This window comes from Chryseobacterium sp. MMO-72, from assembly GCF_037146035.1.
In the GTDB taxonomy this organism is placed as follows: domain Bacteria; phylum Bacteroidota; class Bacteroidia; order Flavobacteriales; family Weeksellaceae; genus Chryseobacterium; species Chryseobacterium indicum.
In genome coordinates this window covers 46,319-59,152 of sequence record NZ_JBBCWG010000011.1, presented here as the reverse complement: position 1 = coordinate 59,152, position 12,834 = coordinate 46,319, and the positions used below count along the sequence as shown (strand labels likewise).

Sequence of the window (12,834 nt, the reverse complement as noted above, 5' to 3'; positions counted from 1 at the left end):
TTACTGCAGTCTGAAAAGTTCCTCTCCGCACATTGTCGGGTTGTCCGAAATTTTCTCGTGCAAAGACGAACTGCTGTCGCCCGACCAAACACATGGGGCTGTGCCCACTGTGTTACACTGTTGTTGTGCGTTTAGACATTCGCCAGTAACGGCATCAATTCTGTAAGCGTCAACAATTGCTTTTGCTGAATTGCTTTTTGCAGCACTAGTTGCAAATGCTGCGCCTGTGCCAAGTAATACTGTGACTACAGGAATCATTAATTTTTTCATATTAAAGAAATTTGAATTATTGCCTACTCTATTTTAGGTTTTCGGCATTCCCCTTTTCATATAAATTAAGAATCAGTCTAGTAAACTTGTATCTTTTCAATTCTTTGTCAATTAAAACAAAAAGATACATGTCGGTTGCATACATCTGTGTTAGCGCTTTATCATCCTTTTTAGGAATATAAAAGCTTCCTACATATTCCTGTCGGTCAATCCTGTAGATATCAATGATTGAATTTTTCTTCCATGCTTTCTTAGACTCATACTTGCCAATAAGCTTTGATTCCACAAAAAGGAGGTTTTGATTAGTTGTAGGATTTTGATTGTTTTTTAAACTTGGAACATTCATTTTATGTCGACCGTCTGGAATTTTAACCACATTAAATCTAGCTCGGCTTATGGTGTCAATTGTTTTTAAGCGAGATTTCAATTCAAGATCCTCATCCATGATCATATATTCATTTCTGTAATTATATATGTATATAAGATTTTTAAAATTTTGGTTGAGCAACAATTTTCCGTCACTGTCAAATACTCCGTCAATTTGTTTTTGAAGAATATCTGGATTCAATACAACTTTTGGATTTCGATTTAAATCAAGGCTACCCAAAGTGTATTGCTGTGTACTTTTACTCTGCGTTCTTAGTGCAAATCTAGCCGAATCTAAAACGGATAATTGAGTAAAGTATGCGTTCTGATAACTTATTGTTTCTGCATATTGGTCACCAATTTTACCTCTGTAAATTATTGGGACACTTCCATCGTAAAGAAAATAATCGTTTTTAAAGGTCTGAAGCCATAGATTTTTAAAGGAATAGTCTTTCTCATCCAGCTCTATCCTTTGTTGGCTTAAATTTGATAAATCATAATTAATTTCAGAAAATAATAATGGAGCTGTTATATTTCCAAGATATATTTTTTTACTATCTGAGCCTGCAATATAGTATGAATCCAGCTTTAAATCTATTGATTTATCTTCTAGTACTGGATGTATTAGAAATCTTCTAACAAAATTATTCTCTTTTTTTATAATGTATTCTGAAGAATAAAATAGATAAACAACAAGAGAAGTACTCGCGACAAAGACTACAAAAATTTTCACAAAATAGATGATGAATTTTTGTCTATTAATAACCTCAACTAGAATTACGGAAATAAAAGAAAGTAAAATACATCCAAGATTAAATAATAGATGTTCTGTCCAATCCATTTTCTCAAGTATCCCGCCGCAAGAACAGGGAACAAAGTCGCTAAAATTTAGGATAAGATAAATATAGATTGTAAAGGCTATCATAATTCCCATAGAGCTATAAAGCCCAATTAATCGAAATTTGGGAACTATAAGAGTAACTACAATAAGAAGCTCAACAATTATTGTTGCATAAGAAATAAATCCAGCATAAGCACTTAAAAGTGGTGATTGTGCGATCTGAACCTGGAAATTTCCAAAATCCATTATTTTGCTTGCGCTAGCGTAGCAGAATAAAAGAATAAAAAAACAGGCCGTTATTAGCGGCACTTGAAGGAAGACTGATTTTTTCATGGCTAAAAAATTTATTAAAAAACTTTAAAATCAAAATCTGCCCTTTCATTATTATCTTCTTCGTCAATTTTTGAAAGATTTCCCTATACCCGATCTAACGTCGTTGGCTGGATATTATATTTTTGAGGTATAGGGAATCTTTATATCATTTCATTTAGTGTTTCCAATCTTGACCATCCTTTACAGGGGGATCTTTTTCTAATTCAATTTTCATTCTAGTTGAATCAGATGTTTTATTACTTTCCTTTGCAACTCTAGATAGTGCAAAATCATTATCTACTTGCTCATCAACTTGTCTGCAACTTTGCGCACATAAACCCACAATAAGAATTAAAAATGGGATAACTTTTTTCATAATAGTAAAATTTATTAAGGATTATCCCGGCCGGTTTTTCTCAGAATTCTTGGAGTCAAAGGTATTGTCGAAAAGACCGTCCAAACAAGCATATGTGGGTGTGCTTTACAAAGCACGACGTCGTGTTTTATAAAGCACGACAACAAAAAACAATGAAACCGCTTCATTATCAATTGTTTTTAATAATAATTAAATATCTTAATAGAATATTGGGAAAAGCCCTGTTTTATGGAGATTTTACATAAATTTGGCGGTTCTTAATTGAAGCCTACTAACCATGCTTAAAGGATTTTCATTCATTTTGATATTATTCCCCTTTTTTCTGCTGTTAAATGCGCAGAAGATGAGCGAATATGAGATTATCCGAAAAAATTATGAGAATCTTCCTAAAAATGATAAAAGAGCAATTCCTTATGTAAAGACTTATATTCAAAAATCGAAAAATGAAAATGATTTTGAACATTTAACCCAAGGATATCGGGATGCCGTTTTCTTTACTAAAAATGAAAAGCAAAAATTAGTATATTCCGATAGTATGATCTATGCCGCTTTAAAATCACGAGATAAAGATTTGATAGGTTTAGCTTATTTGGGAAAAGGGATTATCTATTACTTTAACTATAAAAAATTTGATCCGGCTTTAGATGAATATTTAAAAGCTTATAACTATTTAAAAAATACTAAAGACGAGTATTTGAAATATAAGGTCGTCTATCATATGGGAGTCGTCAAAAGCTACCTAGGCTATTATTCAGAATCTAAAGAAAATTTCGAAGAATGCATTAAATTTTTTAATAATGAATCAGTTAAACAACTTCATCCAAATGAAGTTTTCAATAATAAAAGGGGATATTTTAACTCTCTTCACCAGTTAATAATCTGTCAGAGAAATCTAAAAAATTTTGCTGCTGCTGATAGTTTAATAAATGTTGGGCTAAAAGAAATTGAGGGGATTGATGAATTTTCTTTGGAAAAGAGTTATTTTTTAAAGTGCAAAGGCATTTCAGCATATAACCGTCAAAATTATAAGCATGCAATCGATATCTTAAATAAATCTTTACCAAAAATATTGAAGGTAGATGATTTTGCGACTGCATCATTAATTTACTCTTACTTAGGAAAGAGCTACTATCATTCTGATAAGGAAAAAGCACTCCATTATTTTGAGATGGTAGATTCAATTTTCGTTCATAAAAATTTTGTTTTACCGGAGACACGTGATAGCTACGAAATTTTAATAAACCATTTTAATAACCTGAACAACACAAAGAAAGAGCTGTACTACACTAAACAGCTCTTATCAGTTGACAGCTTATTAGGAAAAGAGTTTTACTATTTGACCTCAAGAATTCACAAAGAATACGACACGAAGCGATTGTTAGATAACAAAGAAGCTTTAGAGAAGAGAAATCTTCTCACTTCCTTAATGGTAATATTTTTTATATGTCTTTCGCTGCTTTTTATCACACTATACATTTTTAAATATAGGAAGAATAAGAAGATCATGCTGAATTACAGGATACTGCAGATAAAGCTTGACAATCGTCAGCTTGAAAAAATGCTACATCAACATAGTCCCGATACCATTTACGAGGATGAGAAGACATCGATAATTAGTAAGGAGATTTACCAAGATTTACTATTAAAAATAAAATCATTTGAGGATAGACAAGAATATACTCAAATAGGATTAACATTAAATCAGTTGGCGGCTCAATTCAATACTAATACAACATATTTATCAACTTTTATCAACGAATCAAAAGGCGTTAATTTTAAAAATTACCTAAACAATCTTAGAATTGATTACATTACCAATCTAATGAATACTGATAAAAATTACTTGAAATACACAATTGAAGCATTAGCTGAAAAATGCGGTATAGCATCCCGTCAGAATTTTTCAGATCTTTTTTATGAAATTAATGGGATGCGTCCAACAGATTTTATCAAAAAAAAGAAAGAAGAGCAAAAAAATAATAACGGTAAATAGAAATCGAAAATACTAATCTATAATTTTCAAGTGAATTTTACATAATTTTGATGATCTAATCAGGAGAAGAATCTTCTCGTTTGCAAATTGAAATGTGCGAATCCTAATTAGGATTGCCTTAACTATTTTAAAAAATTGCCAAATGAAAGATTTAAAAACCTCAGGCAGATCAAAGACTGCACGAATTACTTTAAGGCTACATGACGAAGTAAAAGAAAAATGGCTGAATCACTGTAATAAATACAACCTTCATCTTTCCGATTATATCATTAGCGGCGTCGAAGGAAAGCTACTTGATAATGACAGGAAAGAAATCATGAATTTCATCGAAAATCAGGTTAATTTATTCTCTAAAATTGAGAATAATATCAATCAGATTGCAAAACATATCAACACCAACAAGCACTTACCCACTACCCTTTTATCTGATTATAATTCAAAGCTTGAAATTCTCAACAGTCTGAAAATTGAGCAAAACAGAATAATCAAAAAAATCTATATTGAACTTGCAAAATGATTGTTAAAATATTAAACAAATCATCCAGTGAGTTCAATGGTGTGATTTATAATGACAAGAAAATTGAAAAAGGAAAGGGAGAACTTTTATCAATTAAAAATTTCCCGGCTCATCTTAATCACTCTTCGGGAGCTCCAGACATAAAAAACTATCTGAAAGCAGTTTCCAAAAATAATTCAAGAATAAAAAATCCGCAGTTTCACGCTACAATATCCGCAAAAGGACGCGAATATTCTAAGGAACAATTGGCGCTTACAGCAGATAAATTCATGGATAAAATGGGCTATGGTGAACAACCGTACATTGTTGTTTTTCATAATGATACTGCCAACAACCACATTCATATTGTAAGTACAAGGGTTAATAAAGACAGCTCAAAGCGTATTGAGAGAGATTTCGAAAAATATAAAAGTCAAACTGCTTTACAGGAAACAATTAAAGAGTTGTACGGTACTGACGTACATCAAAATTTAGAAAAATTGATTGATTATAATTATAGTACGTTACATCAGTTTAAGACACTGCTGGAACTTAATGGATACGGCTATTATGAAAAAAATGATAAGTTAAATATTACAAAAAACGGCGCTTTTATCAAAGTTTTAAATGTCAATGATTTAAATTTTTCAAAAAAAAGTTTTGACGAGAAAAGAAAAAAACAGATATTTGCTCTATTCAAAAAATACAAAGAGGTATTTTCCAACTCGGTTTTCAGAGTATCGGATAAAAACCATGCCTCCTACCAATCAGAGCTTCAATACCATCTGAAGAAAAAATTTGGGATTGATGTTGTTCTTTCATTCAAAGATGATAAACAGCCTTTCGGCTATTCCATCATCGACCACAAAACCAATACGATTTACAAAGGCAGTGATATAATGAAAATGAGTGACCTATTCATTATCAGCTCCCAAGTATTAGACAAAAAGATCTTTGACATTCTGGCCAATTCAAATTTGACAATCGAAACGAAGAACGTTTTTAAAAAGCATTTGGAACAAGAGTACAAATGCGAAATCCAGGATTATATGCTTTTTTTGAAACAATCGAAAAAGACAAATTATAATATCTGGAAAGACACACGAAATTCAACAATAGATCACATCCTAAACTTAAGGAAAGTAAGTAATAATTCGCAGGATAAAATAAAGATCGTCAGTTTCTCAAATGAGGCATTCGTCATTAATAAGATTGACAATGTTGTCTTTACCGTAAAAGAATTGGTCGGAGATTACTATTACAACCTTTATTTATCTCAATTACTAAATCCTCAAAATCCAGGACACCAGTCTATTGTCAATGGCGTGCAAGCTGCAGAAGCATCAAGTTTAGAAGAAATGTTAAAACGCACTTCCCTATTTGATATTTCAGCAGCTTCTCCGCCATCAAGCGAAGAACTAGAAAATAGAAGAAGAAAAAAGAAAAAAAAGAGATGATTATTACGTTTGCAAATCAGAAGGGCGGAGTTGGCAAGACCACTTTAGCCATTGCATTTGCCAACTATCTTTCTATGTTTACCGATAAAAAGGTAAATGTCATCGACTTTGATTTTCAGCGTTCATTTTACAGGCAATGGTCAGAAGACAAAGAATTAAAAGCAGATTATCTTTATGAAGTAGAGAAAATTTCGGAAGAAAATATTCATCTCACGCAGAATGAAAAAGTTTTAATGCAGTTAAAGGAAAGTCAGGAGGTTATTCTTTTTGATACCGCCGGAAATATTCAGAATAATTACACGCAGGTATTACAATACAGTGATGCCATAATAATTCCTTATGGATACTCCAGTGTTACAATGATGTCTACAGTACTGTTTCTCAATCTTCTTAAGCTTATCAAAGTCAAGGCAAAAATATATTTCATCAGAAATAATATGCGCAAAGACGACAGCTACGAATTGAAACCTGTAATGGATGCTGAATTCAATACGATAGGGAAAGTAATTGGCGGATCAGTTCTAACCAGAAAATGTATGCTTAGCATCAACACAAAAGGACTGACATATGAACAAAAGTTAGCTGTCAAAGAAACATTCGATGAATTAATTTATCATCTATGGGAATTTTAGACCGCTATACGACCGATGAAGATAAAGAGGAATTAGCAAAGAATCTCAATATTCTGAGTGACGAGGCAGTCTTATCGAAAAAGGGCATTAAACACAAAACAGCAGATGCAGCAAAAAACACTCGGACAAAGAAAAAACCAACCAATCTAACCGAACTTGATGATAAAACCTTATGCATAATTAATGAATTTGTTGACTCTTACAAGAGTAATGACAAAACCAGCAGAATGATAAGGATACAGGATCATCATTACAGAAAGTTGGTGGGCCTTCGTGCTGACGGGATATCTGTAAGCGAATTTGTAAGTTTTGCGGTGCATCTCGCTCTAAAATCTGACGATTATGAAAATTTCTTAAACATTTTAAAAAAGTGAAAATTTATGGGAAAAGTCCTAATGATTACTGGTTTACTATACATTCTATATTATACCGGCATTGCAGTTTATGACTTATTTATAAAAAAACAGATCGTAAATAGAAATGAAAATGATGGCGAATTGATCAGCCTTGAGAACTTTATTGAAGAAACTCCAGGAGAAATAATAAATATTTATGAAGATGACGTAGAGAATTTAAACTTACCAAGTTCCTATGATTATGAAGAGACAGAATTATCCTCCGAAGAAAACGGCGAACCTTTTAACCATCGACGTTTTGAGGAAGAGCGGGAAATTGAAAACTTCTATGGCGACAATCAACAGGGCAAAGATGAAAAAGAAGTGCGTCAATCATTTCTTTCAAATTTAAGTTCAGTGATCGGAAGCAAAAATTCGGAGGCAATACCTCATCAGAAGGAAATAATTCCGTCAGTTATTTCGGATGAGATGTTTCGAAATTTCTTTGAAAAAGCATCAAGACATATCGTTGTCGGCTCTGAAAGCGGTCAGAGTTTTTACAAATCAAGTTTAGTTTTTTAATTACATTCAGTCAATGATACGGAAAACGCCGTATCTGTTTCGATTCCAAAGCACTTTATGGAGCTTTGGAATCTTTTTTTACCAGACGGTTTCAAATGAAACAATTCAATTATTGTTCAATTAAAATTTTAAAAATCAAATGAAAAATAATATTACAAGCATTAATAAACACCATAAAATTAAAAAAGCGCTGTTCTCCGCAATCTTGGTATTATGCACAAATTTACTTTTTGCTCAGACAGGAGGCGCCGGAGCTATATCTTCGGCAACATCGGATATCGAAGAGTACGTTGAGCCAGTCTCAAACTTAGTTCAAATGATAGGTGCGATCGTAGGCATTGTCGGAGGTGTCCGAATTTACAACAAATGGAACAATGGTGACCAAGACGTCAATAAAGAACTGATTGGCTGGGGAGGTGCCTGTATCTTCCTGCTTCTCGTTCCCACAGTAATTCAGGCATTTTTTGGAATATAAGAAATGGAAGAAAAGAGTTTCTTTCTATACAAGGGGCTAAAGAAGCCCCTTGTGTTTAAAGGTCTGAAAGGAAAGTATATCTATTATGCCGGTGGTTCATTTGCCGGCACAATGGTTTTAGGCATCATTCTAAGCAAAGTTATAGGATTCTTTATAGGGATAGTTCTTGCTTTAGGTATTGGTGCAGGATTGATTTGGAATGTCTTCAGATTACAGAAAACCAAAGGTCTTTTTAACAAAACGCTTAACAAAAATGAGATTTTTATGATTCCTGTAAAAATAAAACTGAAGCAGAAGTACAAACGTTAGGAAATACACACAATGAAAAAGAAAAGCTTTAGTCTGCCATTTATTGGCTACGACTACGGTTCAGAATTTAATGTTAATTATGATGTTCTTATCGGTGAATTTGGAAACCCGATCATTGCCATCCAAATTAAAAATATTGTCACACAGTATTCGGCAGACCGTGCCTTGTATCTGAAGTATCATTCAATACTACTTAATATTATCAGTATTATTGGAGAAGGATATATCGTTCAGAAGCTGGACATTTTCGATAAAAAGATCTACCAGGCGGAAGCACATGAAGAATATTTACAGCAAAAATATTCAGAACATTTTGCGGGAAGAATTTACAAAACAATCGATAGCATTCTGGTATTTACCCACAGGATCGATCAAAGCAAAAAGAAAAACCAGTACAAATATTCAGATAAAAAGTATAAGGAATTGCGAGACAAAGCAGAAAAAATCTTTATGCTTCTGAAGGAAAATGATTTTGAGCCCCATTTTTTCTTTGAAAAGAATTTTGAGTATTACATCTCCTCTATTCTTTCCATGAACTTTGGCAGATCAACAAAAGCTTTTGACAATATAAGGTCACTTGACAGTAATCTCCAGATTGGTAATTCCTATGTGAAGACCATTTCTTTAGTAGATGTTGAAAATATTGAACTGCCCAATGAAATTTACCCTTACACAACGTTGGGTGGAAACGGAGCTATCAAAGATACCGCAGTTGACAATTTTTCTTTTATTAATGACCTGGAACTGTACAATACCATTATTTACAACCAAATTATTGTCATTCCTGATCAGACGGAAAGAGTTAAATTTTTAGCCAATAAAAAAAATCGTCACGAAGGATTTCAGAATGAACCTTTGAATAGGATCTGCGCCGAAGAAATAGGTATTTTGCTGGATAATATTGCTAAGGACGGTCAGCTTATTGTTGACGCACATTACAGTCTTGTCACCAGCTGCCCAACTATTGAGGATTTGGAAAAAATCCAGTCGATGATTGAGAACCAGCTCTTTCAAAAAGGAGTAATTTCCAGTAAAAATTCTTTCAATCAATTGGAGTTGTTTCGAGCATCACTACCGGGGAATGCCAATGAACTAAAAGAATACGATTTGTTTACCACAACGAGTGAAGCCTCGCTGTGCTTTTTTTTTTAAAGAGAGCTACCCCGTAGATGAACCATCCAGTTTTTACCTGAGATTTACGGACAGACAGGGAGTTCCGTTAAAGGTCGACACCGCTGATCTGCCAATGCAGATCGGCAGAATCAATAATCGAAACAAATTTGTTCTTGGACCGTCAGGAAGCGGAAAATCTTTTTTGATGAATAATATCATTGAACAATATTTAGCCTACAATTATGATGTTGTAATTGTGGACACCGGAGACAGTTACAGCGGGACGGCAAAATATAAGAATGGGAAGTATATTCAGTACACCGAAGAGAAGCCAATCACAATGAACCCCTTTGTAGTCAGCCAATCGGAATTTAATATTGAGAAAATTGAGTTTCTAGGAAATCTTATTTTTCTGATATGGCAGGGTGCAGATTCATCGATGACCACCACACAAAAATCCATTATTGATAATCTGCTCTTAGCGTATTACCATCAGTTTTTCAAAGGTGGTACCAATTGGTATCAGCAAAAGACCTCGCGTGAGCTGATTCTATACCTAAGTAAATACAACATCTACGAAGATGATCTTTATAATGAATTTGAGAGCCAATACAGTGAAAATGAAAATTACTATCAAATTTTAGGAATACCAATGGATGCTGAAAGCTCGGACATTAAAAAGGCGTTTCGAAAATTGGCGGTACAGTATCATCCTGATAAAAATCTTGATAAAGCTGATTTTGATGATTCCATATTCGACAAAATACACGAGGCTTACGAAACATTGGTCAATACCGAAAAAAGAAAGACTTACGATGAAAGCCAACTGATCCTTTCAAATACTAAAATAATTGAAAGACCCAAAATCAACAGTGCGGAGTGGGAAAATGCCTTCAGAAAATCACTCATCAAAAAACTGGTAGAGCTTGAAGAAATGCTAGACGTGGAAGAACTTTCTTTCAACACTTTTTATGAGTATTCTGAAAAATTTCTTCCTATTTATCTTTCCAATAAAAAGTTCAAAATTTCTGAAGCTGAATTCAACCTGAGAACATTCCTTTATGTATTGGCTGATTTTTACAAAGGAGGTAGGTATGGAACGACTTTAAATGAAGATGCAGACAACTTATTATTTTATGAGCCCTTTATCGTCTTTGAGATTGATAATGTTAAAGATAATCCTAAGCTGTTTCCTATTGTAACCCTCATTATTATGGATACGTTTATCCAGAAAATGCGTCTGAGAAAAGATAGGCGAAAAGCACTCATTATTGAAGAAGCCTGGAAGGCAATTGCGAGTAAACTAATGGGAAGTTATATTTTATACCTGTATAAAACAGTCAGAAAATTCTGGGGTGAAGCCGTTGTTGTTACACAGGAGCTGGATGATATTATCGGGAATGCTGTCGTAAAAGACAGTATTATTAATAATTCGGATACCTTCATACTTCTCGATCAGACAAAATTCATCGATAATTTTGATAAGATTGCAAAATTGCTCTCACTTAATGAGGTTGAGCAGAGTAAGATTTTCACCATTAATAATCTAAATAATAAAAGCGGTAGAAGCCGGTTCAAAGAATTTTATCTTAAACGGGGCAGCAAAGGTGAAGTATATGGTAATGAAGTTTCACTACAGCAATATTTGACTTATACTACTGAAAAACCTGAAAAATCTGCACTCGAATACTATGTTAATGAATATCGAAACTATCAGGATGCATTGGAGCAGTTTGTTCTAGATATTGATCATCTGAAAGACGGTCTACCAAACTTGGTATCATTGGTAAATATTTACCAAAAACCTATTGACAACGGGTTAATCGAATACTATCATTCATTCAAAAAGCAAAACCCTAGTAAAGATTTCTTCAAAAGTATCAAACGGCTACTTATAGATCAAGATATAACGCTAAAGGAATTTATTAAAAGCAAAAATCAGACTTATGAAAAAATATAGCATCATACTCATGGTCTTTATCATGAGTTTTTATAAAACACAAACTCCCTATATAGATGTACTGACAGCTCCTGCTATGATTTTATATGCCAATCAAATTAAAAGCGAGCAGGAGAAAACAGTCGACGAGATGAATAAACTGCAGCAGGCGCAGGCGGTTGTCTCAACTCAGATGGTTCTGGCCAACGATCTGCAGAATAAATTGTACAAAGGATTAAAAGAGGTAAATGGTACTTTGAAAAACGGCATTCAAGTTCAGAATATTTACAACAACCTTAGCAAAATAATCACGAATGTTGATGGGATATATAACGAAGTGCAGGATGCACCGGAGTACAGCATATTTGCGACAAAATCAATACAGCTGGTAACTAACAAAGCGACCGACATTTATACTGATGTTGCTGATCTGCTGACAAGTGGTGAGCTGAATCTTGCAACTTCAGGAGATCGGAAAAGGCTTCTGTACAATATTGAAAATAACACCCGTCTGCTGAATGTCTATTTGATCAACGTAAAGATGACGATAAGGAGAGCCAAAAGAAAAGGATTCTGGAAATCTATCAATCCATTTCAGACGTATGTCAATACTGACAGGCATATTTTTCAGCAAATATTGAACAACGCAGGAACATTGGGACTATGAAAACTTTATCAAAAACTAAAGTCTGTTTCCTGATTCTGATTTTTTCAAATATACTTAAAGGTCAGCTTACTGGAGGGAATTATATCTGCTACTACCTTATTAACTCTGAAATTCAAAAAACAATGGATGAAAATGAGAAGCAGAAAGAAATGAGAAATAAGCAGCTGACCAATTTAAGTCTGGAATCAGCCAATAAGGAACAATGGAGCAAATACAGGGATGTGACTGAAAAAATTCGTGGAAGGCTTAACAACCTTTCGTTTGCAGTTCAGGCTATTCCGACATCGGTGAACATCGTCAGAGAAATTGATAAGATTTATGAGATACAGTCGAAAATTTATACTGAATTATCTGATGCCCCAATCTGGATTCCTGTCGCACTCAATGGTCAGTATGAGTTTATAAATAGTCTGCAGTTGTATATCAGGCTGATGGCAGGTATAGTTTTATCGTATGGGACGATAAACGAAATGGAAAAGGCCGAACGTAAAATTCTTCTGGATTTTGCTCAAAGTGAAATCAAGACTCTTCGGCAGCAGTCCTACTCTACCCTTCAGAAAATCATCAATGTCAAGAGAAAAATAAAACTGCGTAATAACCTGCTTCAAAATTGGGTGAACAGGGACAAGAAAATCATTCAGGATATCATTAACAATGCAAATCTTTATTAA

The 12,834-nt window shown here is 33.6% G+C and carries 13 protein-coding genes and 1 pseudogene; 11 read left to right on the top strand and 3 right to left on the bottom strand.

Going from position 1 to position 12,834, the window contains the following annotated elements:
- From WFH39_RS14840 to WFH39_RS14830, 3 genes are all read right to left on the bottom strand, one after another.
- Positions 1-270: a DUF6520 family protein gene (locus tag WFH39_RS14840; RefSeq protein ID WP_002977331.1), complete on the bottom strand. Its 270-nt coding sequence runs from the start codon at positions 268-270 to the stop codon at positions 1-3.
- 28 nt (positions 271-298) lie between these two features.
- Positions 299-1,810 (bottom strand): MauE/DoxX family redox-associated membrane protein, encoded by a 1,512-nt coding sequence (locus WFH39_RS14835; RefSeq protein ID WP_002977330.1) that lies wholly within the window; start codon positions 1,808-1,810, stop codon positions 299-301.
- Between the two features lie 154 nt (positions 1,811-1,964).
- Positions 1,965-2,165: a hypothetical protein gene (locus WFH39_RS14830; protein ID WP_002977329.1), complete on the bottom strand. Its 201-nt coding sequence runs from the start codon at positions 2,163-2,165 to the stop codon at positions 1,965-1,967.
- Positions 2,166-2,508: 343 nt separating this feature from the next.
- Here WFH39_RS14830 and WFH39_RS14825 point away from each other — a divergent pair, with 343 nt between their 5' ends.
- From WFH39_RS14825 to WFH39_RS14775, 11 genes and pseudogenes are all read left to right on the top strand, one after another.
- The gene (locus WFH39_RS14825; protein WP_164720332.1) at positions 2,509-4,158 is read left to right on the top strand and encodes a helix-turn-helix domain-containing protein; all 1,650 of its coding nucleotides are present in this window, start codon (positions 2,509-2,511) and stop codon (positions 4,156-4,158) included.
- Positions 4,159-4,300: 142 nt separating this feature from the next.
- Positions 4,301-4,675, top strand: coding sequence for a hypothetical protein (locus WFH39_RS14820; RefSeq protein ID WP_002977327.1), 375 nt, complete (start codon positions 4,301-4,303; stop codon positions 4,673-4,675).
- Positions 4,672-6,111, top strand: a complete 1,440-nt coding sequence (locus WFH39_RS14815; protein WP_002977326.1) for a relaxase/mobilization nuclease domain-containing protein — start codon at positions 4,672-4,674, stop codon at positions 6,109-6,111. The genes WFH39_RS14820 and WFH39_RS14815 overlap by 4 nt, the downstream gene beginning before the upstream one ends.
- Entirely contained in the window at positions 6,108-6,743 is a 636-nt protein-coding gene (locus WFH39_RS14810; RefSeq protein WP_002977325.1) for a ParA family protein, read from the top strand. The genes WFH39_RS14815 and WFH39_RS14810 overlap by 4 nt, the downstream gene beginning before the upstream one ends.
- On the top strand, positions 6,731-7,117 hold the full coding sequence (locus WFH39_RS14805) for a hypothetical protein (protein ID WP_002977324.1): 387 nt from the start codon (positions 6,731-6,733) through the stop codon (positions 7,115-7,117). The genes WFH39_RS14810 and WFH39_RS14805 overlap by 13 nt, the downstream gene beginning before the upstream one ends.
- 6 nt (positions 7,118-7,123) lie before the next feature.
- A complete protein-coding gene (locus WFH39_RS14800) occupies positions 7,124-7,660 on the top strand; it encodes a hypothetical protein (RefSeq protein ID WP_002977323.1) in 537 nt (178 codons plus the stop codon).
- Positions 7,661-7,799: 139 nt separating this feature from the next.
- On the top strand, positions 7,800-8,135 hold the full coding sequence (locus WFH39_RS14795) for a DUF4134 domain-containing protein (protein ID WP_002977322.1): 336 nt from the start codon (positions 7,800-7,802) through the stop codon (positions 8,133-8,135).
- A 3-nt stretch (positions 8,136-8,138) separates the two neighbouring features.
- A complete protein-coding gene (locus WFH39_RS14790) occupies positions 8,139-8,444 on the top strand; it encodes a DUF4133 domain-containing protein (protein ID WP_002977321.1) in 306 nt (101 codons plus the stop codon).
- Positions 8,445-8,456: 12 nt separating this feature from the next.
- Positions 8,457-11,517, top strand: a pseudogene (locus WFH39_RS14785) (TraG family conjugative transposon ATPase).
- A complete protein-coding gene (locus tag WFH39_RS14780) occupies positions 11,504-12,163 on the top strand; it encodes a hypothetical protein (RefSeq protein WP_027383743.1) in 660 nt (219 codons plus the stop codon). Before WFH39_RS14785 ends, WFH39_RS14780 begins: the two are co-directional and overlap by 14 nt.
- Entirely contained in the window at positions 12,160-12,834 is a 675-nt protein-coding gene (locus WFH39_RS14775) for a hypothetical protein (RefSeq protein WP_002977317.1), read from the top strand. The genes WFH39_RS14780 and WFH39_RS14775 overlap by 4 nt, the downstream gene beginning before the upstream one ends.

What these genes read in the sequence shown, in the direction of transcription:
- WFH39_RS14775 (WP_002977317.1), top strand. Translation starts at nt 12,160, where the DNA reads ATGAAAACTTTATCAAAAACTAAAGTCTGTTTCCTGATTCTGATTTTT.
- WFH39_RS14830 (WP_002977329.1), bottom strand. Translation starts at nt 2,165, where the DNA reads ATGAAAAAAGTTATCCCATTTTTAATTCTTATTGTGGGTTTATGTGCG.
- WFH39_RS14800 (WP_002977323.1), top strand. Translation starts at nt 7,124, where the DNA reads ATGGGAAAAGTCCTAATGATTACTGGTTTACTATACATTCTATATTAT.
- WFH39_RS14815 (WP_002977326.1), top strand. Translation starts at nt 4,672, where the DNA reads ATGATTGTTAAAATATTAAACAAATCATCCAGTGAGTTCAATGGTGTG.
- WFH39_RS14840 (WP_002977331.1), bottom strand. Translation starts at nt 270, where the DNA reads ATGAAAAAATTAATGATTCCTGTAGTCACAGTATTACTTGGCACAGGC.
- WFH39_RS14820 (WP_002977327.1), top strand. Translation starts at nt 4,301, where the DNA reads ATGAAAGATTTAAAAACCTCAGGCAGATCAAAGACTGCACGAATTACT.
- WFH39_RS14810 (WP_002977325.1), top strand. Translation starts at nt 6,108, where the DNA reads ATGATTATTACGTTTGCAAATCAGAAGGGCGGAGTTGGCAAGACCACT.
- WFH39_RS14825 (WP_164720332.1), top strand. Translation starts at nt 2,509, where the DNA reads ATGAGCGAATATGAGATTATCCGAAAAAATTATGAGAATCTTCCTAAA.
- WFH39_RS14780 (WP_027383743.1), top strand. Translation starts at nt 11,504, where the DNA reads ATGAAAAAATATAGCATCATACTCATGGTCTTTATCATGAGTTTTTAT.
- WFH39_RS14795 (WP_002977322.1), top strand. Translation starts at nt 7,800, where the DNA reads ATGAAAAATAATATTACAAGCATTAATAAACACCATAAAATTAAAAAA.
- WFH39_RS14790 (WP_002977321.1), top strand. Translation starts at nt 8,139, where the DNA reads ATGGAAGAAAAGAGTTTCTTTCTATACAAGGGGCTAAAGAAGCCCCTT.
- WFH39_RS14805 (WP_002977324.1), top strand. Translation starts at nt 6,731, where the DNA reads ATGGGAATTTTAGACCGCTATACGACCGATGAAGATAAAGAGGAATTA.
- WFH39_RS14835 (WP_002977330.1), bottom strand. Translation starts at nt 1,810, where the DNA reads ATGAAAAAATCAGTCTTCCTTCAAGTGCCGCTAATAACGGCCTGTTTT.